At 74.3% G+C, this 25,822-nt stretch carries 10 protein-coding genes; all 10 read right to left on the bottom strand.

Going from position 1 to position 25,822, the window contains the following annotated elements:
* Positions 1-56 precede the first annotated feature (56 nt).
* The 10 genes from ACFY32_RS26045 to sbnA all read right to left on the bottom strand — a co-directional run bounded on the left by ACFY32_RS26045 (position 57) and on the right by sbnA (position 25,531).
* Positions 57-2,621, bottom strand: coding sequence for an FtsX-like permease family protein (locus ACFY32_RS26045; RefSeq protein ID WP_390675394.1), 2,565 nt, complete (start codon positions 2,619-2,621; stop codon positions 57-59).
* Positions 2,621-3,415 carry an ABC transporter ATP-binding protein gene (locus ACFY32_RS26040; protein ID WP_359202559.1) on the bottom strand — a complete coding sequence of 265 codons (795 nt, stop codon included), beginning with the start codon at positions 3,413-3,415 and terminating at the stop codon, positions 2,621-2,623. Before ACFY32_RS26040 ends, ACFY32_RS26045 begins: the two co-directional genes overlap by 1 nt.
* 330 nt (positions 3,416-3,745) lie before the next feature.
* Entirely contained in the window at positions 3,746-4,768 is a 1,023-nt protein-coding gene (locus tag ACFY32_RS26035; RefSeq protein WP_359202556.1) for a methyltransferase, read from the bottom strand.
* Positions 4,769-4,852: 84 nt separating this feature from the next.
* Positions 4,853-5,821: an ATP-binding cassette domain-containing protein gene (locus ACFY32_RS26030; protein ID WP_359202553.1), complete on the bottom strand. Its 969-nt coding sequence runs from the start codon at positions 5,819-5,821 to the stop codon at positions 4,853-4,855.
* The gene (locus tag ACFY32_RS26025) at positions 5,818-6,033 is read right to left on the bottom strand and encodes an MbtH family protein (protein ID WP_359202550.1); all 216 of its coding nucleotides are present in this window, start codon (positions 6,031-6,033) and stop codon (positions 5,818-5,820) included. Before ACFY32_RS26025 ends, ACFY32_RS26030 begins: the two co-directional genes overlap by 4 nt.
* 25 nt (positions 6,034-6,058) lie before the next feature.
* Entirely contained in the window at positions 6,059-7,285 is a 1,227-nt protein-coding gene (locus ACFY32_RS26020; protein ID WP_390675393.1) for a cytochrome P450, read from the bottom strand.
* Between the two features lie 43 nt (positions 7,286-7,328).
* Positions 7,329-8,147 (bottom strand): ABC transporter permease, encoded by an 819-nt coding sequence (locus ACFY32_RS26015; protein ID WP_359202544.1) that lies wholly within the window; start codon positions 8,145-8,147, stop codon positions 7,329-7,331.
* A gap of 64 nt (positions 8,148-8,211) precedes the next feature.
* The gene (locus ACFY32_RS26010) at positions 8,212-19,959 is read right to left on the bottom strand and encodes an amino acid adenylation domain-containing protein (RefSeq protein WP_390675392.1); all 11,748 of its coding nucleotides are present in this window, start codon (positions 19,957-19,959) and stop codon (positions 8,212-8,214) included.
* Positions 19,956-24,539: an amino acid adenylation domain-containing protein gene (locus tag ACFY32_RS26005; protein WP_390675391.1), complete on the bottom strand. Its 4,584-nt coding sequence runs from the start codon at positions 24,537-24,539 to the stop codon at positions 19,956-19,958. Before ACFY32_RS26005 ends, ACFY32_RS26010 begins: the two co-directional genes overlap by 4 nt.
* Positions 24,536-25,531 carry a 2,3-diaminopropionate biosynthesis protein SbnA gene (gene sbnA / locus ACFY32_RS26000; RefSeq protein WP_359202535.1) on the bottom strand — a complete coding sequence of 332 codons (996 nt, stop codon included), beginning with the start codon at positions 25,529-25,531 and terminating at the stop codon, positions 24,536-24,538. The genes ACFY32_RS26005 and sbnA overlap by 4 nt, the downstream gene beginning before the upstream one ends.
* Positions 25,532-25,822: the final 291 nt, after the last annotated feature.

Here is a 25,822-nt window from a genome sequence, read left to right as displayed (position 1 = left end):
GACACCGGGGGGCTGCCGCGCGGATGGGGTCCGGCCGGGGGGTGGCCGGACCCCGGTCAGGGGGCGACGGCGGCTTCCACGGGCTTAGCCCGCAGCGCGACCGACGTCGGGAAGAGGATCGTCGCGAACGTGAGGGCCACGGCGGTCACCAGGATCGTCGGGTAGATCCACCCCGGACCGCTCGGCAGCACCGATCCGTCCAGGGCCATTCCGAACGGGACCAGTGAGCCGGCCGCGACCCCGGTGCCGAGCACGATGCCGACCAGGGCCGTCACCAGCGCCTCGACCGACATCATCCACATCACCTGGCTGCGGGTGGAGCCGATCAGCCGTTGCAGGGCGAACTCGCCGCGCCGCTCGGCGGTCGCCACGATCAGCGAGTTGACCAGCGCGATCACCGCGTAGCCGACCACGACCGAGGCCAGCAGGTAGCTCGCCACCCGGCCGCTCTGGTCGCTCTCCGTGTGGGCCACGGTCGCCTCCGCGCGGTCCACGACCATCACTCCGGGCAGATCGCCGGCCGCCTTGCGCACCGCCGTCTTCAGCTCCTCGGTCGACACGCCCTGCTCGCCCTTGACCAGGATCTGCGGCAGTACGCCGCTGGTGGTGCGGGGCAGCAGCGCGCTCGCGGGCACCATCGCGTAGCCGAAGCCGCGCGGCGGGTCGAACGATCCGACCACCGTCATCGTGCTCGCCTCCCCGTCGCCCCAGCGCAGCCGCACCTGGTCACCGATGTGCTTGCCGCTGTCCTTGAGTACGTCCGTGGGCAGCACGATGCTGTTGCCGGTCAGCCGCGCGTAGTCGCCCTCCACCGTCGGGCGCCCGAGGGTCTGGCGGGCGCCGGCCGCCGTGACCCCTTGCAGGTCGATCCGGCTGGGCTTGACCTCGCGGGCCGTCGTCAGGTCGTCCTCGCCCTTGCCCGGCTTCACGACGGTCTCCAGGCGGGCCTCGCTGGAGACCGAGGCGGACGCCCCGGAGACCTGCGGCAGGTCCGCGAGTGTCTCCACCAGCGAGGGCGGCAGCGCGCCGGAGGCGGAACCGACCACCGCGTCGGCCTTGAGCCCTTCGGCGAAGATCCGGCTGTTGGCGTCCTCCTGACTGGTCTGCAGGTAGATCAGCGCCGTGGCCAGTCCGGTCGCCAGCATGATCGGGATGACCGCCGAGGCCAGCCGGACCTTGCGCACCGACGCGTTCAGCATCGCCAGCCTGCCGGACAGCCCGGTGAACCAGCCGATGGGCCAGCGCAGCAGCGCCGCCAGCCAGCGGCACAGGCCCGGGGAGACCAGCGCGATCCCGACCGCCCACAGCATCGCGGCCGGCCCGGCGGTGCTCGCCGCGATCGGCCCGGTCATCACCGACGCGGTCACGATCGCCAGGGCGGTCGCGCCGCCCAGGAACAGGAAGGCCAGGATGCCGCGGATCGGGCTCATCCAGCGGGTCTGCAGCGTCGCCTCGGCCATCGCCTCGGTGGGCCGGACCTTGGACACCCGGCGGGAGGCGATGAACGCGGCGGCCAGCGCCGCGAACAGGGTGGCGCCGAAGCCGGTGAGCCGCGGCACGAAGCCCTGGCTGAAGATCATCTCGCCCGGGATCAGGCCCTGTTCGACCAGGATGTCGTACATGAACCGGCCGAACACCTGGCCGGGGACGAGGGCCAGGCCGGCCGCGAGCAGCGCGATCACGAAGGTCTCGGCCATCACCATGCGGCGCAGTTGCCCCGGTGTCACGCCGGTCGTGCGCAGCAGCGCCATCTCCCGGCGGCGCTGCTGCATCAGCATGCCGACGGTGCTGCCCACCACGAAGATCGCGACCATGGTGGCCAGGCCGCCGAACGCGCCCGCGACCGGGATCAGGTTCTGCTTGCCGCTGATCGCGTCCGGGAACTCGGCGATCCCGCGGTCGTTGCCGTGCAGCACATGGGCGCCGCGGCCCGCGACGGCCTTGTCGACCGCGGCCGCGAGCTTCACCGGGTCGGTGCCGGCGGCGGCGAGCACGCCGATGTCGTCGATCCGTCCGGGCCGGTCGTACAGCCGGGTGGCCTCGTCGTCGGTGAACAGCAGCGACGGCCCGTCGGCCGTGCTGCTCTCGGCGATCCCGCTGACCCGGAAGTCGTGCGGGACGCCGCGCACCGACGCCGCCAGCTTCTCGCCCGGCCGCAGGTCCAGCTTCCGCGCGGTGCCGCTGTCCACGACGACGTCGCCGGACGCGGCCGGCTCGTCGCCGTCGACCAGCTTGTACGGCGCGAGCCGCGCGCTGGACCAGCCGTGTCCGAACGCCTCGGCCGGCCGTCCGGCCAGCGAGGTGATCGGCACCGAGACGTCCGGTACGGCCGCGGTGACGCCGGGCACCCGGGCCACGGTGTCCACCAGGCCCGCGTCCAGCAGCACGCGCTCGGTCATCGGGTCGGTCGCGGTCCCGACCGCGTGGCCGGGGTAGTCCTGGTCGCCGGTGACCACGACGGGCGCCGCGGCCAGCCGCTGGGCCTCGACGTTGGCCCGGATGCCGGTCTCCATCAGACCGCCGCAGCCCTGGACGACGACGGCGCCGACGAACAGCGCGACCAGGGACGCGAGGAAGCCGCCCTTGCGGTACCGCAGGGTCTTGAGGGCCAGACGCAGCATCAGACCACCCGCTGCGCGTTCGTGGGCTGCTGCCGGCGGGCCCAGGCACCGAGCTGGGTCATCTGCCGGGCCACCTCCTGGACGGTGGGCCGCTCCAGTTCGGCGCTGACCCGGCCGTCCACCAGGAACACCACGCGGTCGGCGTGCGAGGCGACCACCGGGTCGTGGGTCACGATCACCGCGGTCTGTTCACCGGTGTCGACCGCCGAGCGCAGCAGCCCCAGGATCTCCAGCGCGGTCTCCGTGTCGAGGGCGCCCGTCGGTTCGTCGCCGAACAGCAGGACCGGCCGGGTGACCAGGGCGCGGGCGATGGCCACGCGCTGCTGCTGGCCGCCGGACAGCTCTCCCGGGCGGTGCTTGCGGCGGGCGGTGAGGCCGGTGCGCTCGATGACCTCGTCGACCAGCCGGCGGTTGGGCCGCTTGCCGGCCAGCCGCAGCGGGAGCGTCACGTTGTCCACGACGTTCAGCGCGGGCAGCAGGTTGAAGCTCTGGAAGACGAAGCCGATCCGGTTCCTGCGCAGCTTGGTCAGCGACCGTTCCTTCATCGTCGTCAGGTCCTGGCCCTCCAGCAGGACGCTGCCGGAGGTGGGCCGGTCCAAAAGGGCCGCGCAGTGCAGGAAGGTGCTCTTGCCGGAGCCGGAGGGACCCATCACGGCGGTGAAGGTGTGGCGCTGGAAGCCGAGCGTCACCCCCGCCAGTGCCTCCACGCTGTTGCGGGAGCGCCCGTACACCTTGCGGACGTCCTGTAAGCGCAACAGCTCGTCCGTGGCCGGCCGCCCTTGCTTCACACGCATGAAGATCTCCTAGTCCTGGAATTTCATCAGTTCGGGCCGACCGCGGATACGAATGCTCGGAAAATCGTTCGGAAGTCGATCTGCCGGAGGCAAGGTCGCCGGCACGGAAATGACCCTAGCGAGGCAACGCCCTTCCGGAACATGGGGCTAGCCCTACCTTTGCCGCGGTGGAGAACCCGCTGTTATGCGTCAGTGCCGTGTCAGCGCTTTGTCAGCCATTTGTCAGTGGACGTCTTCCGGCCTTCCGTACACGGCGAGGCTCCCGGGCCGGCGAGCCGAGACGACACATCTCTCGCTCGCGGCACGGGAGCCTCGTCGGGCCCGGCCGGCTCAGTCCTCGACGGGGACGCCCTCGATGGCGTACAGCTCCGCGCCGCCCTGGAAGTACGGCATCTCCACCGCACGGGTGAACCGGAAGCCGCTCGCGGCGAGCAGCGCGCGCCACTCCTCCTCGGTGCGCTCCTTGCCGCCGTTCATCAGCATCATGGTCAGGTCCAGCATCCGGGCCAGGCCCGGCTCGTTGCCGGCCGGCACGATCCGCTCCAGGACGACCACCCGGCCGCCGGGCCGGATCGACTCCCGCATCCGGCGCAGTACGCGCACGCTCTGCTCGTCGTCCATCGCGTGCAGCACACAACTGATCAGGTAGGCGTCGCCCTCGGGCAGTTCGTCGAACGCGCTGCCCTCGCGCACCTCGACGCGGTCCTGGACGTCCGCCTCCTTGAAGTGGCGCATGGTGTGGTCGATCCCGGCGGGGATCTCCACCAGCACGCCCTTCATGCCGGGGTGCTCGTGCAGCACGGCGGCGAGCATCGAGCCCGTGCCGCCGCCGACGTCGACCAGGGTGTCGATGCCGTCGAAGGAGTACGTCCGCGGCAGCGGCAACTGCTCGGTCCAGGTGGCGGCGCCCATGCCCTTGCGGAACGCGTCACCGGTGTCCCGGACCGTGTTCAGGTAGTCCCACAGCGGCATCCCGTACTCCATGTCGAACGCGCGCTCGCCGGTGCGCACGGCCTCGGGCAGCGCCCCGTAGGCGCGGTAGACCTCCCGGCCGTAGAAGAGCACGAGGTCCTTGACCGAGTCCTCCGTGTCGCTGCGCAGGTACGCGGCCAGCTCGGTCGTCGCGAACCGCCGGCCCTCCTCCTCGCGGAAGTACCCGGCGCCGGCCAGCGCGCGCAGCAGCCGGTACAGCGAGCCGGCGTCGGTGCCGGTCCGCTCCGCCAGGTCGTCGATGCCGAGCGGGCCGTCGGCCAGGTGGTCGGCCACCCGCAGCCGCGCCGCGCTGTACACCGCGGCGCTCAGCCATCCGGCGTACATGTCCTCACGCACCCGAATACTGCTCACTTCGCTCATACCCCGTCCTCCGGGTTCTTCGAGATTCGCCTCGATCGGATGCGATGAGGCACTGGAAACACGCCGCGCGTAGGGATACGGGCGTCAGCCGTTGTCGGCCGAGTGACCGACCAGGTTGAGGAACACGTCGTCCAGCGTGGGCCTGCGCAGCACGAAGTCCGCGACGTCCACGCCCGCCTCGCGGAGCGCGACCGCGGCGGCGCCGACGCCCTGGGCTCCGTCGTTGAGCTGTACGGAGATCCGGCCGGTGACCTTGTCCACGGTGGGCGGCGCCTGCGCGATGGGGGTGAGCACGCGCACCGCCGCCGCGGTGGTCGCGGCGGTCTCCTCGGGGCCGGCCGAGGCGACGAGCTGCACCTCCAGCCGGTCCTCGCCGACCTTGCGCTTGAGTTCCTCCGGGGTGCCGGCCGCGATGGTCCGGCCGGACTCGATCACCGCGACCTCGTCGGCCAGCCAGTCGGCCTCGTCCAGGTACTGGGTGGTCAGCAGCACCGTCATGCCGTCGTCGACCAGGCCGCGGACGGTGCTCCACAGCACGATCCGGCTCGCCGGGTCCAGCCCCACCGTCGGCTCGTCGAGGAACAGCACCTCCGGCGACCCGATCAGGCAGCTCGCCAGGTCCAGCCGTCTGCGCATCCCGCCGGAGTAGGTGCCCGCCGGCCGGTCGGCGGCCTGGGTCAGTTCGAACCGGCGCACCAGCTCGTCCGCGCGGTCCCGGGCGGTGCGCCGGCTCATGTGCAGCAGCCGGCCGAACATCACCAGGTTCTCCCGGCCGGTGAGCAGCTCGTCCACCGCCGCGTACTGCCCGGCCAGCCCGATCCGCGAGCGCACCCGGGCCGGTTCGCGGGCCACGTCGAACCCGGCCACCTCGGCCCGGCCGCCGCTGGGCTTCAGCAGCGTGGTGAGGATGCGGACCGCGGTCGTCTTGCCCGCACCGTTGGGGCCGAGCAGGCCGAGCACGGTGCCCGCCGCCACCTCCAGGTCGATGCCGGCCAGCGCGGTCACCCCGCCGTAGCGCCGGGCCAGGCCCTCGGCCCTGATGGCGTGCGTCACCGCTGGGCCACGCGTTCCCGCAGCGACCTGGGCCGCATGTCGCTCCAGTGCCGCTCGACGTACTCCAGCGCCTCGGCCCGGCCGCTCTCCGGGTGCACGACCGTCCAGCCGTCGGGCACCTCGGCGAACGCCGGCCAGATCGAATGCTGTTCCTCGGCGTTGGCCAGCACCAGGAACGTACCGTTCTCGTCGTCGAAAGGATTGCCGCTCATTTCCCCACTCCTCCTGTACGCGTCTTCACCGTTCTTCGGTCAGTGCGACCGGCAGTCCCAGATATCCGTAGACGAAATTGGAGAACAGCCGCCGCGGCTCGCCGCGGATTTCCACCGCGGCGACCTGGTCGCGCAATGCCTCCAGCACCGCGGAAACGTGTGCGCGGCCCAGGAACGCGCCGATGCAGTAATGCGGGCCGTGGCCGAAGGCGACGTGCCGGTTGGGTTTGCGGCCGAGGTCGAACCGCTGTGCGTCCGGGAAGACCTCCTCGTCGAAGTTGGCCGAGGAGTTCCACAGGGTCACCACGTCACCGGCGCGGATCACCTCGCCGCCCAGCGGTACGTCCTCCAGTGCCCGGCGGCCGAAGTGCATGGCGGGCGTCGTCCAGCGCAGCACCTCCTCGGTGGCCTCGGCGATGCTGACCTCGCCGCTCTTCAGCGCCCGCCACTGCCCGGGGTGTTCGGCCAGCGCGATGAGCGCGCCGATGGAGGACATCCGGCTGGACTCGTCCGCGCCGAGCACCAGGCTGTAGCAGTTGAAGACGATCTCGTCCTCGGTGAGCGGCTCGCCGTCCACCAGCCCGGTGGCCAGCGCGCTGACCACGTCCTCCCCCGGCGATCTGCGGCGCTCGCGGGCCAGTTCGCCGAAGTAGAGCAGGATCTCGTTGCGGGCCAGCCACTCCTCCAACTGCGAGTCGTTCTCGTCGTAGCGGGACAGGGTGCGGTTGTTCCACTCGACGAGCTTGCCGCGGTCGGCCACCGGGATGTCCATCAGGTCGCCGATGGTGTTGATCGGGATGTGGTCCGCGACGTCGGTGGCGAAGTCCGCCTCGCCGCGGGCCACCACCTCGGCGATCAGCCGCTGGGTGCGCCGGCGCACCAGTTGGCCGACGTGTTCCAGGACGCGCGGCGAGAACGACTTCAGCATCAGCTTGCGGGTCTCGCGGTGCCGGGGCCCGTCGGTGACGGCGAGCATCTTGCCGGCCGCGGAGTCCCCGCCCTGGAGCAGGGTGGAGAGCACGTTGCCCTGCTCGGAGGTGAACCTGCGGTTGTCCTTGTAGACCGCCAGTACGTCCTCGTAGCGGGTGACCGCCCAGAAGCCGGGCCGGTCCTCGGCGGGCGGGTTCCAGTGCACCGGTGCCTCGGCGCGCAGCCGGCGCCACAGGGCGGGCAGGTCGGCGTCGATGAACGTGCGCGGGTCGGCCAGGTCCGGGAAGCGCGGGCCGGCCCGCTCGGCCGGGTGCGCGGTCATGACGGCTCCCTCGACATCGTGGACTCCTTCGGGGTGGGACTGCTCAGTGGGTGTCGGTCCGGTAGCGCCGGATGCTGATCGTGCCGGTGACCGCCAGCACGGCCGCCAGCGACAGCACGACCACGAGGGTGGAGTGGGTGGCGGCGAACCCGGTGACGTTCTGCGGGTTGCCCCACAGGTCGCGCACCGACGTGACCACGGCGCTGACCGGGTTCCACTCGGCGATCGGGCGGACCAGCGCGGGCATCCGGTCGGGCGAGATGAAGCCCGTGGACAGGAAGGAGAACACCACCGCGATGAGGCCGCCGACGGACTCGATGGTCTCCAGGTTGCGCCAGAGCAGGCCGAGCATGATGCCGACCCAGACCATGGCGTAGACGAACACGGCCGCCACCCCGAACCCGGCGAGCACGGACAGCGGGTCGGTGTGCGGGCGCCAGCCGAGGAGGAGGCCGGCGAGGGTGACCACGGTGATGCCCAGCAGCCCCATCACCAGGTCGCCGAGCGAGTTGCCGATCAGGACGGTGGCCCGGGAGATCGGCAGCGAGCGCAGCCGGTCGACCAGGCCGCTGCGCAGGTCCAGCGCCACGGCCACCGCCGTCGGCGTGATGCCCGCCAGCCCCACCTGCATCAGCCCGCCGGCGAAGATGTACTCGGTGTACTCGCCGTCGCCGGGCGCCACCACCGAGCCGCCGAGCAGATAGCCGAAGGCCACCAGCACGATGATCGGGTTCATGATGATCCCGACCAGCCTGCCCGGTGCCCGGCGCAGTCTGCGCAGCCGCCGGGCCGCCACCGTCTCGATCTCGATCAGGGCCGACGCCAGGGGGCGTTCCCGGACCCGCACCGCGTGCGCGGTCATGCCGCACCGCCTCTCGTCTGGGCCTCCGGTCGTCCGGATACGGCCTCGTGTTCCTGCTCGGACATCAGGCGGAACCGCCCTTCAGCAGACGGTTGATCACGGCCGCGAGCCATGCCTGCGGGGCCGGGTGCATGAGGTACTCGTGCCCGACGTCCACGGCGTGCTCGGTGAGCCGGCCGACGTACGGCCGCCAGCGGTCGGCCATCGCCGCCTGCTCCGCGTCGTCGCGGTCGGCGGTGGCGGCCACCAGGTGCAGTTCGCCGTCGTAGGGGCGCGGCACGAACTCCCGCAGCAGCGCCCCGTGCCGGTGGGACAGCGCCATGATCCGGCGCACGGTGTCCTCGCCGAGCGCGAGCAGCGGATGGTCGTCGCCGCGCAGCACGTCCAGGACGTCGTCCGGGGTGAGGACGCGGCCGTCGAACCGGGACCGGTCGTGTCCGATCACCTCCAGGACGTTCACCAGCATCTCGGACTCCGAGCGCTGCTCGGCCGGCCTGCCGTGCTCGGGGTAGCCGTCCAGGTCGACCACGAGGGCGACCCGCTCCCCCGCCTCCCGCAGCCGGACCGCCAGCTCCTGCACCACCAGGCCGCCGAACGACCAGCCGAACAGGTGGTAGGGGCCCTCGGGCTGGATCTGCCGAATCCGGGCCAGGTAGTCGTCGGCCAGCTCGCCCATGCTCGTGGGCAGCCCGGTGGTGCCGGACAGCGCCGGTGACTGCAGGCCGTACACCGGGTGGCCGGCCGTCAGGCGCCGGGCCAGGCCGATGTACGGCAGGGCGAAGCCGACGCCGCTGTGCACGAAGAACAGCGGGGGCCGGTCGCCGTCCGGCCGGATGGGGAGCACCGGGGCGACCGGGTCGAAGTCCCCGACGCCGGCGGCGTCCTCGAAGACGCGGCCCATCGCCTCGCCGCGCCAGGCCGCCGCCCGCTCGGGGGGCTGCCGTTCGGCCGCGACCGCGGCCAGGCCGGCGGCCGTGCGGTGGGTGAACAGGTCGGCGATGTCCAGCCGCAGCCCGGCCCGCACGGCGCGGCCGATCAGCCCGGGGGCGAGCAGCGAGTGTCCGCCGAGGTCGAAGAAGTCGTCCAGGACGCCGACCCGGGGCAGGCCGAGCACCTCCGCGAACACCCCGCACAGCAGCTCCTCCAGCACCGTCTCCGGTGCCCGCTGGCCGGTGGCCGCGACCTCCGGCATCGGCAGCGCCGACCGGTCCACCTTGCCGTTGGGCGTCAGCGGCCAGGCTTCCAGCACGGCCAGCACCGACGGCCGCAGGTACTCCGGCAGCCAGGCCACCAGCGACGCGCGCAGCTCCGCCGGGTCCGGGGCGGCGCCCGGCTCGGGCACGACGTAGCCGAGCAGCCGGGCCCGTTCGCCGTCGACCGTCACCAGGGCGTCCCGGACGCCCGGCAGCGCGCGCAGCGCGGCCTCGACCTCGCCCAGCTCGATCCGGTAGCCGCGGATCTTGACCTGGTGGTCGCGGCGGCCGACGTACTCCAGCAGGCCGTCGCGGCCCCAGCGGGCCAGGTCGCCGGTGCGGTACATCCGGGAGCCGGGCGGGCCGTACGGGTCGGCGGTGAACCGGTCCGCGGTCAGGCCGGGGCGGTCGTGGTAGCCGCGGGCGAGCCCGTCGCCGGCGATGTACAGCTCGCCCAGCACCCGGTCCGGCACCGGGCGCAGCGCGCTGTCCAGGACGTACACCCGGGTGTTGGCGATCGGCAGGCCGATCGCGGGCGCCCCGGGCCGGGCCGGGTCGATGTCGCAGGAGGTGGACCAGATGGTGGTCTCGGTGGGGCCGTAGACGTTGAGCACCGAGCGGGCCGCCGCGGCCAGGTCGGCGGCCAGCGGTTCGCTGACCGCCTCCCCGCCGGTGATCGCGCGCACGCCGCGCAGCGCCGTGGCGTCCGCGTCCAGCAGCGCCCGCCACAGGCTCGGGGTGGCCTGCATGACGTCGACGCGTTCGGCCGTGACCAGCGCCGCCAGCGCCTGCGCGTCGCGTACCGCCGCCCGGTCGGCGAGCACCACCTCGCCGCCCGCCAGCAGCGGGACCAGCAGTTCCAGGTTGGCCATGTCGAAGCCGAAGGTGGTGGTCGCCAGGAACCGCTCGCCAGGCTGGACGGCCAGCCGGCCGCCCATGTCGGCCAGCAGGTTGCGCAGCGCGCCGTGCGGCACGGTGACGCCCTTGGGGCGGCCGGTCGAGCCGGAGGTGTAGATGGTGTACGCCGCGTGGTCGGGCAGCAGTCCGGCGGGCCGGGCGGGTGCCGTCGCCGCCGGGGCGTCCGGCCGGTCCAGCTCCTCCGTCAGGAACCGGGCGACGTCCGTGTCCGGCAGCTCGGCCGTGGTCGCCGCGTCGGTGATCACCAGCAGCGGGTCCGCGTCCGTCAGCATGTAGCGGATGCGGTCGGCCGGGTGGTCGGGGTCCAGCGGCAGGTACGCCGCCCCGGCGCGGACCACCGCGAGCGCGGCGACCACCAGGTCGCTCACGCGGGGCAGGGCGATGCCGATCACCGTCTCCGGTCCGGCGCCCCGCGCGAGCAGCGCGGCGGCCAGTCTGCCGACCCGCTCGTCCAGTTCCCGGTAGGTGAGGGCGTGGCCGCCGCAGCGCAGGGCCACCAGGTCGGGGTTGCGGCGCACCGAATCGGCGAACAGGCCGGGCAGCAGCGCGTCCGGTACGGCGGCGCGGGTGTCGTTGCGGGTGACGAGGATGCGCTCCCGCTCCCGCGGTGCGAGCAGCGTGATCGCGCCCAGCCTCTGGTCCGGCCGGTCGGCGACCGCGCGCAGCAGGCCGGCCAGCCGTTCGGTCAGCTCCTCGGCCGAGGCCCGGGTGAACAGGTCGGAGCTGAAGACCAGCACGCCGGCGATGCCGTCCGGGTCGCCGTCGCAGCGCCGCTCGAACAGGTCGAAGGCGAGGTCCACTTTGGGCCGGGTGGTGGTGAGCGGCTCCTCGCGGGCGGTCAGGCCGGGCAGGTCCGCCGCCGGGGCGCCGTCGTCCGCGGTGAACTGCACCAGCACCTGGAACAGCGGGTGCCGGGCCAGCGACCGGGCCGGGTTCAGCTCCTCCACGAGGAACTCGAACGGCACGTCCTGCCGGGCGTAGGCGGCCAGGTCGGTCTCCCGGACCCGGTCCAGGAGTTCCGCGAAGCTCGGGTCGCCGCCGGTGTCGGTGCGCAGCACCAGGGTGTTGACGAAGAACCCGACCATGTCGTGCAGGCCCTCGTCGTCGCGGCCGGCCACGGTGCTGCCCAGCGGGATGTCCGTGCCGGCCCCCAGCTTGGTGAGCAGGGCGGCGACGGCGGCCTGGAGGACCATGAACAGGGTGCTGTTGTGCCGCTGGGCCAGCTCGGCCAGCGCGCGGTGCAGGTCGGGGCCGAGGTCGAAGCGGACCATGTCGCCGGTGTGGCCGCTGACCGCGGGCCGGGGGAAGTCGCGCGGCAGTTCCAGTTCGTCCGGCAGATCGGCCAGCACCTCGCGCCACTCGGCCAGTTGCGCGGAGAGCGGGCCCTCCGGGTCCCGTTCGGAGCCGAACAGGTCCCGCTGCCAGACCGCGAAGTCCGTGTACTGCAGGGGCTCCGGCGCCCAGCCGGGTTCCCGGCCCGCCAGCCGCTCGGTGTACGCCTCGGCGAACTGCCGCATCAGCGGCCCGGTCGACACCCCGTCCAGCGCGATGTGGTGGAACACCATCAGCGACACCGACTCGCCGTCGTCGAGCCGGTACAGGAAGGCCCGTACCGGGCACTCGGTCTCCAGGTCGAAGCCGCGGTCGACCTCGCGGGCCAGCTCGGCCGCCAGCGCCGCGGCCGGCAGGTCCACCACCCGCAGCCTCGGCCGGAACCCGGGCCTGGGCACCTGGTGCGGCACTCCGTCGGCGTCCTGCGGGAAGACCGTGTGCAGGACCTGGTGGCGCGCCACGACGTCACCGAGGGCCGCCTCGAAGGCCGCCGGGTCGGGCACGCCCGAATAGCGCACCGCCTTGGGCACGTTGTAGGTGCCGGTGCCGCCCTCGGTCATGTGGTTGAGGAACCAGAGCCTGCGCTGCGCGAAGGACAGCGGCCAGTGCTCGCCCTCGGCGAGCGGGGGCGCGGGCCGCAGCGGCGGCCGGTCCGTGCGCTCGGCCTCGGGCAGCAGCGCGGCCAGCGCGGCCGGGGTGCGTGCCTCGAACAGCGCGCGCACCGGCAGGCCGACGCCCGTCTCGGCGCGCAGCCGGCCCAGGGCGTAGATCGCCAGCAACGAGTGGCCGCCCAGTTCGAAGAAGTCGTCGTCGATGCCCAGGTCGGTCCGGCCGAGCACGTCCGCGAAGACGGTGCACACCAGTCGCTCCATCGGGTCGCGCGGGGCGCGGCTCTCCCCGGCGGCCTCCGGCTCGACCGCCGTCAGCGCGGCGCGGTCCACCTTGCCGTCGGCCGTCAGCGGCAGCGCGTCCAGCGGCACCACCACCGCCGGCACCATGTGGTCGGGCAGGACCGCGGCGAGGTCGGCCCGGACGACGGCGGCCTCCGGGACGGCCGCGCCGGGGGCGGGCACGACGTAGCCGGACAGCCAGGTGCCGCCCGCCTCTCCGTCCACGCGCACCACGGCCTCGCGGACGTAGGGCAGCGCGCGCAGCGCGGTCTCGACCTCGCCCGGTTCGATCCGGAAGCCGCGGACCTCGGCCTGCTCGTCGCGCCGGCCCAGGAACTCCAGTTCGCCGTCGGCGCCCCAGCGGACCAGGTCGCCGGTGCGGTGCAGCCGGCCGCCGGCCGCCGAGTCGGGGTCGGCCAGGAACGCGGTGGCGGTCAGGGCGGTCAGGCCCGGGTAGCCGATGGCGACCCCGGGGCCGCCGACGTAGAGGTCGCCGGGCACGCCGGTGGGGACCGGGCGCAGGTCGGGGCCGAGGACGCGCAGCGTGGTGTTCCGCGCGGGCCTGCCGATCGGCACCCGGCGGGAGGCCGGCAGGGGGGCGCGGAGCACGGCGTGGGTGACGTCGCCCGCGCACTCGGCCAGGCCGTAGCGGTTCATCAGCGGCACGTGCGGGAACCTGGTCAGCCAGCGGCCGGCCAGGTCCCGCGGCAGCGCCTCGCCGGTGACCGCCAGCAGGCGCACCCGGCCCAGGCCGGCCGGCGCGCCGTCGGTCTCCCAGGCGTCGAGCGCGGCCGACAGCAGGGACGGCAGCACCTCCAGCACGGTGACGCCCTCGGTCGCCGCGGTCTCGAACAGGGCGCGCGGCGCGCGGGCCGTGCCGGGGTCCGTGACGTGGACGACGCCGCCGGCCAGCAGCGGGGCCAGTGTCTGCCACACCGAGGTCTCGGCGCTGACCGGGGCGCTGTGCAGGACCCGGTCCTCCGGGGTCAGCCGCAGCGCCTCGGCCCTGGCCAGCAGTCGGTCGACCAGGGCCGCGCGGTGGACGGCGACCGCCTTGGGCGGGCCGGTGGTGCCGGAGGTGAGGACGACGTACGCCAGGGCCTGCGGGGAGTCCGCGTCCGGCGCGAGGGCGTCGGCGTCGTCCGTCTCCGGGCCCAGCGGTACCGCCTCGGCCTGCACTCCGTGGTCCGCCGCCAGCTCGGTGAGGAGGTCGTCGGCCAGCGCGCGGTGCGACTCGTCGACGACCAGGTGGCCGGCCCCGCAGTCCAGCAGGGTGCCGACGAGGCCGTCCCGGTCCGCCGTGCCGTCCAGCGGTACGTACGCCCGTCCGGCGCCCAGTACGGCGAGGACGGCGGCGAGGTGGCCGGCGCCCCGGTCGGACAGCACGGCCACCGGTCCGACGCCGGCCAGCCTGCGGGACAGGGCGCTCGCCCGGCCGGCCAGGCCGGCGTAGGTGGTGCAGGTGCCGTCCGGGTCGATCACCGCGGGGGCGTCGGGCCGGGCCGCGGCCTGGGCCCGGACGCGGGCCACCACGCCCTGGTAGGGCTCCGCGGTGACCGGGCCGGTGCCCAGCGCGTTCAGGTGGGCGCGCTCCGCCGGGGGCAGCGCGGTCAGGCGGCTGAGCGGGGCGTGCGGGTCGGCGGCCGTCGCGGCGAGCAGGGCCAGGAACCGGTCGACGGTGCGCCGGGCGGTGGCGCGGGCGTACAGCTCGGTGCGGTACTCCAGGACCCCGACCATCGAGTCGGGCTCGCCGTCCCGGAAGCGCTGGTCGAGCAGGAGCGACAGGTCGAACTTGGCGCGGCGCAGCGGGACCGGCTCGATCGATCCGAACAGTTCGGCCGCGTCCGCGGTGGTGTCCTCCCGGCTGGTCATGGTCAGCAGGTACTGGAACAGCGGCTGCCGGGTGAGCGAGCGGTTCGGGTTGAGCGCCTCGACCAGGTGCTCGAACGGCAGGTCCTGGTGGGCGTAGGCGGCCAGGTCCGTCTCCCGTACCCGGTCGACGAGTTCGGCGAAGGTCGGGTCGCCGCTGGTGTCGGTGCGCAGCACCAGCGTGTTGACGAAGAACCCGATCAGGTCCTCCAGCGCCTCGTCGTCCCGGCCGGCGACCGGGGTGCCGACGGGGATGTCGGTGCCCGCGCCGAGCTGGGTGAGCAGCGCGGCGAACGCGGCCTGGACCACCATGAAGAGGCTGGCGTCCAGGTCGGCGGCGAGCCGGGTCAGCTCGCGGTGCAGCGCCGCCGGGATCTCGAACGGCAGTTCCTCACCGGCGTATTCGGCGGTGGCGGGCCGCAGGTAGTCGGTCGCCACGTCCAGGGCCTCGGGGATGTCCTCCAGCGCCTTGCGCCAGTAGTCGAGCTGGCGCGCGGAGACGCTGTCCGGGTCGTCGGGGTCGCCGAGGAGGTCGCGCTGCCACACCGCGTAGTCGCCGTACTGCACGGGCAGCGGCGGCCACTCGGGGGCGTGCCCGGCGGTGCGGGCCTCGTAGGCGGTGCACAGGTCCCGGACCAGGGGGGTGATCGAGCCGCCGTCGAAGGCGATGTGGTGGATCACCAGGAGCAGCACGTGCTGCCCGTCCTCCACCTCGTACAGCACGCAGCGCAGCGGGGTCCCGGTCAGGTCGATCCGGGTGTCCGCCTGGGCCGCGAGCGCCTCGTCCAGGTCGCCGGCCGCGATCGGCACGACGGTGACCGGCAGTTCGGGCAGCGGGTCGAGGACGCGCTGCACGGCGGCGCCGCCCATGTCGGCGTACACGGTGCGCAGCACCTCGTGGCGGGCGGCCACGTCGGCGAGGGCGGCGCGCAGCGCGGGCCGGTCGGCGGCGGCGGACAGCCGGATCGCGATCGGCACGTTGTACATGCCGGCCGCCTCGTCCTCCTGGAGCTGGTCCAGGAACCACAGGCGCTGCTGGGCGAAGGACAGCCCGCCCGGGGCGTCCTGGCGGGGTGCCGGGACCAGCGGCGGGCGGGCCGCCGACGCGCCGCCGATGCGCAGCGCGAGGCCGGCCACGGTCGGGGCCTCGAACAGCGCCCGGATCGGCACCTCCAGGTTGAGCATCGAGCGCAGCCGGGCGATGACCTTCGTCGCCAGCAGGGAGTGCCCGCCGAGGACGAAGAAGTCGTCGTCGATGCCGACCGAGTCCACGCCCAGCACCCGGGCGAAGACGAACGCGAGGGTCTCCTCCAGCGGGGTGCGCGGGGAGCGGCCGGCCGGCCGGGCGACGGCGCCCGGCTCGGGCAGCGCCGCGCGGTCCACCTTGCCGTTCGGGGTGAGCGGCAGGGTCTCCAGGGCGACCAGCGCGGCGGGCACCATGTAGTCGGGCAGCGACCCGGACACGTGCTCGCGCACCAGGTCGACGTCCGGCGCCTCGCCGCCGGGTACGGGGACGACGTAACCGACCAGCCGGGTGCCGCCGGCGTCCGCGCCGAGCACCACCGAGGCGTCGCCGACCGCGGGGGCGTCGCGCAGCGCGGCCTCCACCTCGCCCAGTTCGATCCGGTAGCCGCGCAGCTTCACCTGGTCGTCGACGCGGCCGGCGTAGTGCAGCACGCCGTGCTCGTCCCAGCGGGCCAGGTCGCCGGTGCGGTACATCCGCTCCCCGGCGGGGTCGAACGGGGAGGCGACGAACCGGGCGGCGGTCAGGCCGGGCCGGTCGAGATAGCCGCGGGCCAGGCCGCCGCTGACGTAGATCTCCCCGGTGACCCCGGCCGGGACCGGGCGCAGCGCGGAGTCCAGGAGGTAGACGCGGTGCGCTCCCAGCGGGCGGCCGATGGCCGGGCGTTCGGGTCCGTGCAGCGGGCCCGCGGCGGTGGCGGCGAGCACGGTCTCGGTCGGTCCGTAGCCGTTGAACATCCGGACGCTGTCCGACCAGCGGGTCACCACCTCCTTCTGGCACGCCTCGCCGGCCACCACCATGGTCAGGTCGGCGGGCAGGGTGCTGCCCTCGGGCAGCGCGGCGGCGACGGCGGGCGGGAAGGCCAGCAGGTTGACCCGCTGCTCGGCGATGAGGTCGACCAGCTCCGGGCCGGGCAGCCTGCTCAATTCGTCGGTGAGCACCAGCGTGCCGCCGCCGAGCAGGGCCATCGACCACTCCCAGATGGAGGCGTCGAAGCTGGACGGCGCGAACTGGAGCATGCGGGTGCCGGGGGCGACGTCGAACCGCTCGATCAGGTCGAAGACCATCTTGGTGAACCCGAGGTGGTCCACCACCACGCCCTTGGGCCGTCCGGTCGAGCCGGAGGTGTAGATGACGTACGCGGCGTCGGCGGGCAGCAGCGGCCGGGTGCGTTCGGCGTCGGTGACCGGGCCCGCGGGGCGGGCGGCGACGCGGGCCACCCGCCCGGGGTCGTCGACCAGGATGGTCCGCCCGTCGTGCGCGGGCAGCGCGGTGGCGAGGTCCGCGGTGGTGACGACCACGGCGGGCCGGGAGTCGCCGAGCATGAAGGCGATCCGGTCCGGCGGATACTGCGGGTCGACCGGCAGATAGGCGGCCCCGGCCTGCTGCGTGGCCAGCACCGACACCAGCAGCTCGGGGGTGCGCGGCAGCACCAGTGCGACCACGGTGTCCGGTCCGGCGCCGCACGCGATCAGCTCGCGCGCCGTCCGGGCGGCCCGCGCGTCCAGTTCGGCGTAGCTCATGGTGCCGCCGGTCCAGCTCAGCGCCGGGGCGTCCGGGTCGGCGGCGACCCGTTCGGCGAACAGCGTCGGCACGTCGCACACCCGGCGCTCGGCGATCGCGCCCGCCCACGGGCCGGTGAGGTCGGCGCGTTCGGCGTCGGTGAGGGCGTCGAGGGTCCCCAGCGGCCGGTCGGCGTGGTCCACCACGGTGCCCAGCAGCCCGATCAGCCGCTGCGCGACCCGGTCGGCGGCGTCCGGCGTGAACAGGTCGGGCCGGTAGGCCAGTTGGAGCCGCAGGCGGGTGCCGGGGTGCACCAGCAGCGCCATCGAGTACTCGCCGGAGAGGTCGGCGCGGATGTCGTCCACCGTCAGGCCGGGCACGATCGCGCTCAGCTCCGCGATGTCCATCGGGTAGTTCTGGATGGTCACCGAGGTGTCCAGCAGCTTGCGGATGCCGGTCAGCCGCTGGATGTCGCCGAGGCCGAGGTGCTGGTGCTCGGCCAGCCCCATCTGCTGGTCCTGCACCTCGGCCGCCACCTCGGTGAACGACCGGTAGGGGTCCAGGCGCACCGGCACCGGCAGGGTGTTCACGAACATGCCGACCATCTCGTCCACCCCGGACAGGCCGGCCGGGCGCCCGGACTGCACGCTGCCGAACACCACGTCCCGGCCGCCGGTGAGGCGGCCGATCAGCAGCGCCCAGCAGCAGTGCATCACGGTGCCCAGGGTGAGGTCGCTGCGGCGGGCGAAGTCGGTGACCGCCGAGGTCAGCTCCGCGGGCAGGTCGAAGAAGAGGTGCTCGGGCCGGACCGGCGGGGTCTCCTCGCCGTGCGGCGCGACCAGGGTGCCCTCGGTGACGTCGGCCATCGCCGTCCGCCAGGCCCGCTCGGCGGTGGGCACGTCCCGGCCGTCGAGCCACGCCAGGTAGTCGTGGTACGGGCGGGGTGCGGGCAGCCCGGCCGGGCCCTCCCGGTAGCCGGTGAGCAGTTCGCGCATGACGATCGGGGTGGACCAGCCGTCCGCCACGATGTGGTGGAACGTCCACAGCAGGCGGTGCCGGTCCGGGGCGAGACGGACCAGGGTGAACCGCATCAGCGGCGGCACGGCCAGGTCGACGCCGCGCTCCCGGTCGGCGGCGGCGAACTCGGCCAGCTCCGCCTCGGAGGCGCCGGTCAGGTCGGCCTCGGACCAGGGCAGTTCCACGGACTCGGGGACGACCTGGAGCTGCTCGCCGGTGGCGCTGTAGCGGAAGCAGCAGCGCAGGTTGACGTGCCGGTCCAGCAGGCCCGCCGCGGCGGCGCGCAGCCTGTCGCGGTCGAGCGGGCCGGTCAGGTCGGCGAGCACCTGGACGTGGTAGACGTCCAGTTCGTTCTTGTGCAGGCCCGCGTGGAACAGCATGCCCTTCTGCAGCGGGGACAGCGACAGCACGTCCTGCAGCGGGCCGAGGTCCGCCTCCAGCCCGTCGATCTCCCGCTGGGTCAGCGTGCCCACCGTCAGGTCGGAGGGGGTACGGCCGCCCGCGCCCGGGGTGGCGGTGTGCTCGGCCAGCAGGTCCAGCAGCCGCAGCCACTCGGCGGCGAGCCCGTCGCCGCCGGGGAGCAGATCGGGCAGGTACGCCCAGTCGGCGACCAGACGGCCGTCGCACACGGTCACCGTCACGGTCACCACGTGGCCGGCCGGGGTGGCCGGGTCCGCCCCGGCGGTCACCGGGCCGGGCAGTTCGCCGGCGAACCGCAGCCTCACCTGCGGGGTGCCGCGCCGGGCGAGGACCTGTCCGGTCCCCGGGTTGAGGTGGCGCAGCGGTCCGTAGCCGGAGCCGCCGTCGGGCAGCGCCCTGAGCTGCTCCTTGACCCGCTTGACGGCGTCGTCCAGGTCCGGGTCGCCGGGGGTGAGGTCCTCGACGTACGGCACGGCCGCGTCGGCGCGGACCGGGAAGCCGGTGGTGCAGCGGCCGACGGTGCGGCCGAGGTCGAGTTCCCCGGCCTGGCGTTCCCGGCCGTGTCCGTCCAGTTCGACGAGGAGGGCGGTGCGGCCCGTCCCGGCCTCGCCGCGGTGGGCGGAGCCGGCCAGCGCCAGCGCGGCCAGCAGCGCGTCCTCGGGGCCGGCGTGGAAGGCCGACGGCAGCGCGGACAGCAGTGCCGCGCTGGTCGCGGCGGACACCTCCTGGCGGAGGTGGCGCAGGGCGCCCACGGTGTGCCTGGCCGGGTCCAGTACGGCGTCGGGCACCAACTGGGCGTCGGCGTCGAGCTGTTCCGTCCACAGCGGCAGTTCCCGTACCCGGCGTGCGGCGCGCGCCTGCCCGGCCAGCTCCGCCGCCCAGGTGCGGTACTCCACCGGCACCTCGCCGGCCGCCGGCACCCGGCCGGCGACGGCCTCCCGGCATCCGGCGAGCAGGTCCGCCACCAGCACCCGCCAGGACGCGGCGTCCACGACCAGTTCGTGCGCCAGCACCAGGATGCGCCGCCCGGTGAGCACCACCTGCACGGTGACGCCCTGGTCCAGCGCCAGCCTGGTCCGCGCGGCGGCGGCCAGTGCGGCCGGGTCGGCGTCCGCGGCGGCCTCGGTGACGACCAGTTCGGCGGGCACCGCCCCGGCCGGCCGCAGGCCCGCCGTCAGCAGTCCCTCGAACGGCTCGGCCAGGCACAGCCGCAGTGCCTCGTGCCGGTCCAGCAGCGCCCGTACGGCCGCGGTCAGCGCGGCCAGGTCGGTGCCCTCCGGGGCGTCCACCAGCAGGTGTTCGCCCAGTCGCGCGGCCGGGCCCGGCAGCGCGCCGGCCCGGTCGCGCAGCTTCTGCGCCGAGGGGGTCAGCTCGACATCGCGCACGTCGTGCTCTCCGCCCGCGACGGCTGTCTCCGGCTGTGTCACGATGTCTCCCTAGCGTTGGGTCCGCAGTGGTCCACCAGGGCGCGCAGCGCCCGGAACCAGGTGTGCGCGATGTCCTCGGCGTCCGCGTCGTCGAACAGCCGGCCCGCCCAGAGCCAGTCGGCCACCAGGTGCGGCCCGGCCGGCCGGTCCTCGGTGACGGGCGTGACGGCCAGGACGTGCCGCAGGGGCATGTCCTGGCTGGTGGCGGTGGCGATCACGGCGCCGCCGCCGTCCAGTCGCCAGGCGCCCGTCCCGGCCCCGGCGGCGAACCGCCCCAGGTAGTTCAGGCCCAGCTCGGGCGGCGCGAACCGGGCCAGCGCGGCCTCCGTCTGGGCGTTGAGGTAGCGCAGCAGGCCGTAGCCCAGGCCCCGGTCGGGCACGGCGTACGAGCGGGCCGCGAGCCGCCGCAGCGCGGGGCCGCCCGCGAAGAGGTCGTCGGGGCCGGGCACCGCGCCGTCCGCCGACAGGTCCACCCGGACCGGGAAGACGCTGGTGAACCAGCCCACCGTACGGGCCAGGTCCTCGTCGGCGAGCGGCTCGCGGCCGTGCCCCTCCAGTTCCACCAGGACCGGCCCGGCGCCGTCGCCCCGGCGGCGCCGCCAGTCGGTGACGGCGATGCCCAGGGCGGTCAGCAGCACGTCGTTGACCTCGACGCCCAGGGCGGCCGGGAGGACGCCGAGCAGCGGCGCGGTGGTCTGCGGCGGCAGTTCCAGGCGCAGGGCGCGTGCGGTGGCGTAGGTGTCCCGCCGGGGGTCCAGCGGCCGGACGCCCAGCGGCGGGCCCGGGTCGCTCACCTGGTCGAGCCAGACCGGGAACTCCGCGAGGCGGGACCGGGAGCGGGCGTTGCGGCCCAGCGTGCGGCACCACTGGCGGTAGGAGGTGCCGACGGCGGCCAGCGCGATCTCCTCGTCCGCCGCCGCGGCCTCCCACGCCTCGCGCAGGTCCGGCACCAGCACCCGCCAGGACACGCCGTCCACGCACAGGTGGCTGACCAGCCACAGCAGCCGGTCGGGGGCGCCGTCCGCGCCGCGCACCAGCACCGCCTGGGTGACGAGCCCGTGTTCGGGGTCCAGGCGGGCCTGGGCCGCCGCCGCGAGGTCCGCGACCGGTGCGGCGTCCGCCTCGGTGAGCACGTCGCCGGCCTTCACCGTCCCGGGCGGCAGGGTCTCCATCAGCCACTGGCCGGCGACCGGGGCGCTCACCTGCGTGCGGAGCGCGTCGTGGTGGTCGAGGACGGCCTGGAGCGCGCGGCCGAGCCGGTCGGCGTCCACCCCGGGCGGGACCTCGACCACGACGTACTGGCCGTAGCGGCGGACCGCCTCGGGCAGGCCGTCCCCGGCCAGCGGCGCGAGGTCGGCGCGGAGCTGGGCGGTGACCGGCGGGAGTTCGACCTCTCCGACGCCGTCCGCCGGGCGGGCCGGGGTCTGCCGCGCCGGGACGGCCGCGGCGGCGATGGCGGCCGGGGTCTTCAACTGGAAGATCTGCCGGGGGGTGACCAGCAGGCCCTCCCGGCCGATCCGGCCGGACACCTGGATGGAGATGATGCTGTCCCCGCCCAGGTCGAAGAAGTTGTCGTCCGGTCCGATCGCGGGCAGGGCGAGCGCCTCGGCGAACAGGCGGCACAGCAGTTCCTCGCGCTCGGTCGCCGGTCCCCGGCCGGTGCCCGCCCGTGCCCCGCCGTCCGGCGCCGGCTCGGGCAGGGCCTTGCGGTCCACCTTGCCGTGCGCGGTCAGCGGCAGCGCGTCCAGGGGCACCAGCACGGACGGCACCATGTACTCGGGCAGTGTTCCGGCGAGTTGCTCGCGCAGGGCCGCCGGATCGGTGCCGGTGGTGTCGGCGGGCACCACGTAGCCGACCAGCCGCTGCCGGCCCAGCTCGCCGAAGACGGCCGCGGCGGCGTCCCGCACCGCCGGCAGGGCCTGCATCGCGGCCTCCACCTCGGCCAGTTCGATGCGGTTGCCGCGCAGCTTCACCTGGTGGTCGCGGCGCTCCACGAATTCGAGCTGTCCGTCCGCCCGCCACACCACCCGGTCGCCGGTGCGGTACATCCGCGCGCCGCCGCCCGCGAAGGGGTCGGGCAGGAAGGCCGCCGCGGTCTTCGCCGGGTCGCCGAGATAGCCGCGGCCGACGCCCCGGCCGCCGACGTACAGCTCGCCGATGGCGCCGCGCGGCAGCGGGGCCAGGTCGTCGCCCAGCACGTACAGCGTGGTGTTGCGGACCGCGCGGCCGATCGGGACCCGGCGCCGGGCCGGGCCGGCGGTGCCGTCCCCGGCGGTGAGCACCGCGTGCGTGACGTCGTCGGAGCACTCGGTGGGGCCGTAGGCGTTCACCACGGGGACCGTCGGTTCGCGGGCGAACCAGCGGCGGCACAGGTCCTCGGGCATCGCCTCGCCGGTCACCAGGAGCCGGCGCAGGGTGTGCAGGCGCGGGCCGTCGCCGAGGGCGTCCCAGGAGTCCAGCGCGGCGCGCAGCAGCGACGGCACCACCTCGACCACGGTGACGCCCTCGGCCACGGCCAGCGGGAAGAGCAGGTTCGGGTCGCCGGCCACCTCGCGGGAGACGATGCGCACCCGGCCGCCGGCCAGCAGGCCCGCCAGCATCTGCCAGACGGAGATGTCGAAGGTGAGCGGCGCGTTCATCAGCACCGTGTCGGCCGGTGCCAGGGCCAGGTCCTCGGCCTTGGCGCGCAGGTGGTTCACCATGCCGCCGTGGTGCACCATCGCGCCCTTCGGCGTCCCCGTGGAGCCGGAGGTGAAGATGACGTACGCCAACTCGTCGGCGTCCTCGGGCAGTTCGGCGAGGTCGGCGTCCTCGGCGTCGTCCAGCGGCAGTACCCGGGCGGCGGTGCCGGCGGTGATCTCGGCGGCCAGGGCGAGGTGTTCGGCGTCCGCCAGCAGCAGGCCGATGCCGTTGTCCGCGAGCAGGGCGGCGGTGCGCGCGGCGGGGGCCCGGACGTCCAGCGGTACGTAGGCCGCGCCCGCGCCCCAGACGCCGAGCACTCCGGCGACGAACGCGGCGCCCGGCCCGGCGAGCATCCCGACGAGCCCGCCGCCCGGCAGTCGCCGGGTCACCGCGTTGGCACGGGCGGCCAGTTGGCCGTAGCTGGTCTCGCGGGGCGCGTCGTGCGGGCCGTCGACCAGGGCGACCGCGTCGGGCCGGCGCGCGGCGAGCGCGCGGATCGTCCCGGCGACGCCCCGGTACGGCTCGTCTCGGACCGGTCCGGCGGACATCCGGTCGTAGTGGCCCGCCTCGGCGGTGTCGAACAGCGGCACCTCCCCCACGGGGGTGCGCGCGGGGGCGCCGGCGAACCGGCCGAGGAACCCCGCGAACCGGTCGAGGTGGTCGCTCACCTCGTCCGGGTCGTACAGGTCGGGGTTGCCGTTGACGCTGAGCCGCAGGTTCGCGCCGGGGTTGTCGACCGTGGTGACCATCAGGTCGCCGACCAGGCCGGTGGTGAGGTTCTCGACCGTCGCGGTGCACGGGCCCAGGTCCAGCTCGGTCAGCAGCGGCAGCATGTTGACGAACGGGCCGACCGGCCACCGGTCGTCGGCGCGCAGGCCGAGGTCGCGGCGGACGGCGCCGATCCGGTAGCGCTGGTGGCGCAGCAGTCCGCCGAGGCCGGTGGCGGTGCGGCGGAGCAGTTCGGGGCGGCTCTCCGCGCGGTCGATCCGCACGCCCAGCGGCAGGAAGTTGGCGGTCATCCCGGGGATCTTCAGGGCGGCGGCGCTGGTGCGGGCGCTGGCCGCGACCGTCAGGGTGACCTCGGGGACGCCGGTGACGCGGTGGGTGTAGAGGGCGGTCGCGGCCATCAGCAGCGCGCCGGTGCTCACCTTGGCCTCGGCGGCGGCGCCGCGCACGGCGCCGGAGACGTCCGCGTCGAGCACGCGGGTGCGGCGCAGGAACTCGCGGGGCAGCGAGTCCACCGGCGACCGGGTGGAGAGCGTGGCGGGCGCGGTGGGCGAGGGGAACCGCTCGCGCCAGTAGGCGCGGTCCCGCTCCTCGAACCGGGAGCCGAGGTAGGACTCCTCCTCCTCGATCAGCAGGCGCAGCGGCGGCAGCGCGCCGCGCCGCGGGTCGGCGCCGGTGGCCCGCGCGGCGTAGATCTCCGCGAACCGGCGCCAGTACACGACGTGGCTGTAGCCGTCGCTGACCGCGTGGTGGACGCACAGGTAGAGCTGGGCCCGCTCGGGGCCCAGCCGGAGCACGGCCAGCCGCATCAGCGGGAAGTCGGTCATCGCGAAGGGGCGCAGCAGGTCGGTGTCCGTCCAGCGCCGGGCGGCGGCCTCGGGGTCCGGCTCGGCGGAGAGGTCGTGCCAGGTCAGCGGCAGGTCGGGCAGGGGCTGGACGCTCTGCCGGGGCAGCCCGTCGCGTTCGGTGAACCGGAGCCGGGTGCACTCCGCCTCGTCCACGAGCTGCCGTACGGACGCCTCCAGCACGGCGGGGTCGACGGGGCCGCTGATGTCCACGCGCACACCGGAGTTGTAGGCGGGTGTGCCGCCGGAGAACTGCTCGTCGTACCAGATCTCCGCCTGGCCCGGCATCAGCGGGAACACCGTCCGCTGCTGCTGCGCTGAGGTCACGGCTGCCTCCTCGGGGTGGCGGACCGCTCCACGGACGGCGTCAGCGCGCCTGCCCCGAAGTGCTCGGTCACCCATTCGTCGTCGTAGATGGTGTCCAGGTAGCGCTCACCGAGGTCGGGGGCGATGGCCACGGCGGTGAGGTCCCCGGTCGGCGAGTGCTCCGCCAGCCAGCGCAGCGCGCCGGCGACCACCGTCCCGGTCGAGCCGCCGAACAGGAACCCGTTGCGCTGCATCGTCCGGCAGGTGCGCACGGTGTCCAGCTCGGCCACCAGGAGCACCTCGTCGACGAAGGACCGGTCGAGCAGGGCGGGCCGCACCGCGGTGCCCAGCCCCGGGATGAGCCGCGGCGCGGGCGGGAAGCCGAAGGTGATGGACCCTTCCGCGTCGATCACCACGATCCGCACCGACGGCTTCTCCTCGTGCAGGTAGCGGGCGCAGCCCATCAGCGTCCCGGTGGTGCCCGCGCCGACGAACAGCACGTCCAACTCGGGGAACTGCTTGAGGATCTCCGGGCCGGTGGTGCGCGAGTGCGCCAGCCAGTTCGCCGGGTTGCTGTACTGGTCGAGCCAGACGTACCGGTCGTTGTCCCGGCACATCTGCTCCACGCGCGCCAGCCGGGCGCCGAGCAGCCCGCGCTGCGGGTGCGGCTCGGCCACCACGTGCACCTCGGCGCCGTGCGCCCGCATCAGCCGCTGGGCGCTGAGCGTGCAGCGGGCGTCGGTGACGCACACGAAGCCGTAGCCGTAGCTCGCGGCGACGATGCTCAGCGCAACGCCGAGGTTGCCCGAGGAGCTCTCCACGATGGTCTTGCCGGGGCTCAGCACGCCGGCCCGTTCGGCGGCGCCGATCATCTCCAGGGCCGCCTTCAGTTTGACCGAGCCCGCGAAGTTGAAGCCCTCGCACTTGAGGTAGAGGGACTGTCCGAACATGGGCTGCATGGCCACGTAGAGGTCCCCGACGTTGAACTCCTCGGGCCGGGTGATCACCGTCATCGCGTCTCCCGGAAGTCCGCAATTATTTTTCCGCGCCCGGGAATTAGCCGTTGGGTCCGACCCCCGGAAATTATCGCCATCTGTCCCGAACCCCTACTCCCTGATTCGCGATTCTCGAAGATGATTGCTCGCCGCGCTGACAGGGCGATGACGCAGCACTGACGGGCCCTTCTGACCTGGGAATATAGAGGGAATAAAGAATTCCGCAGGGGGCATCCACTGGGATTTGTTGACACTCGGAGACACGCGTGAGAAATTCGGCGAACGCCTCTGGAAAAGGCGGTTCTCGCA

This window comes from Streptomyces sp. NPDC000134 (genome assembly GCF_042899225.1).
In the GTDB taxonomy this organism is placed as follows: Bacteria; Actinomycetota; Actinomycetes; order Streptomycetales; family Streptomycetaceae; genus Streptomyces.
This window is presented reverse-complemented; position numbering and strand designations above follow the sequence as displayed.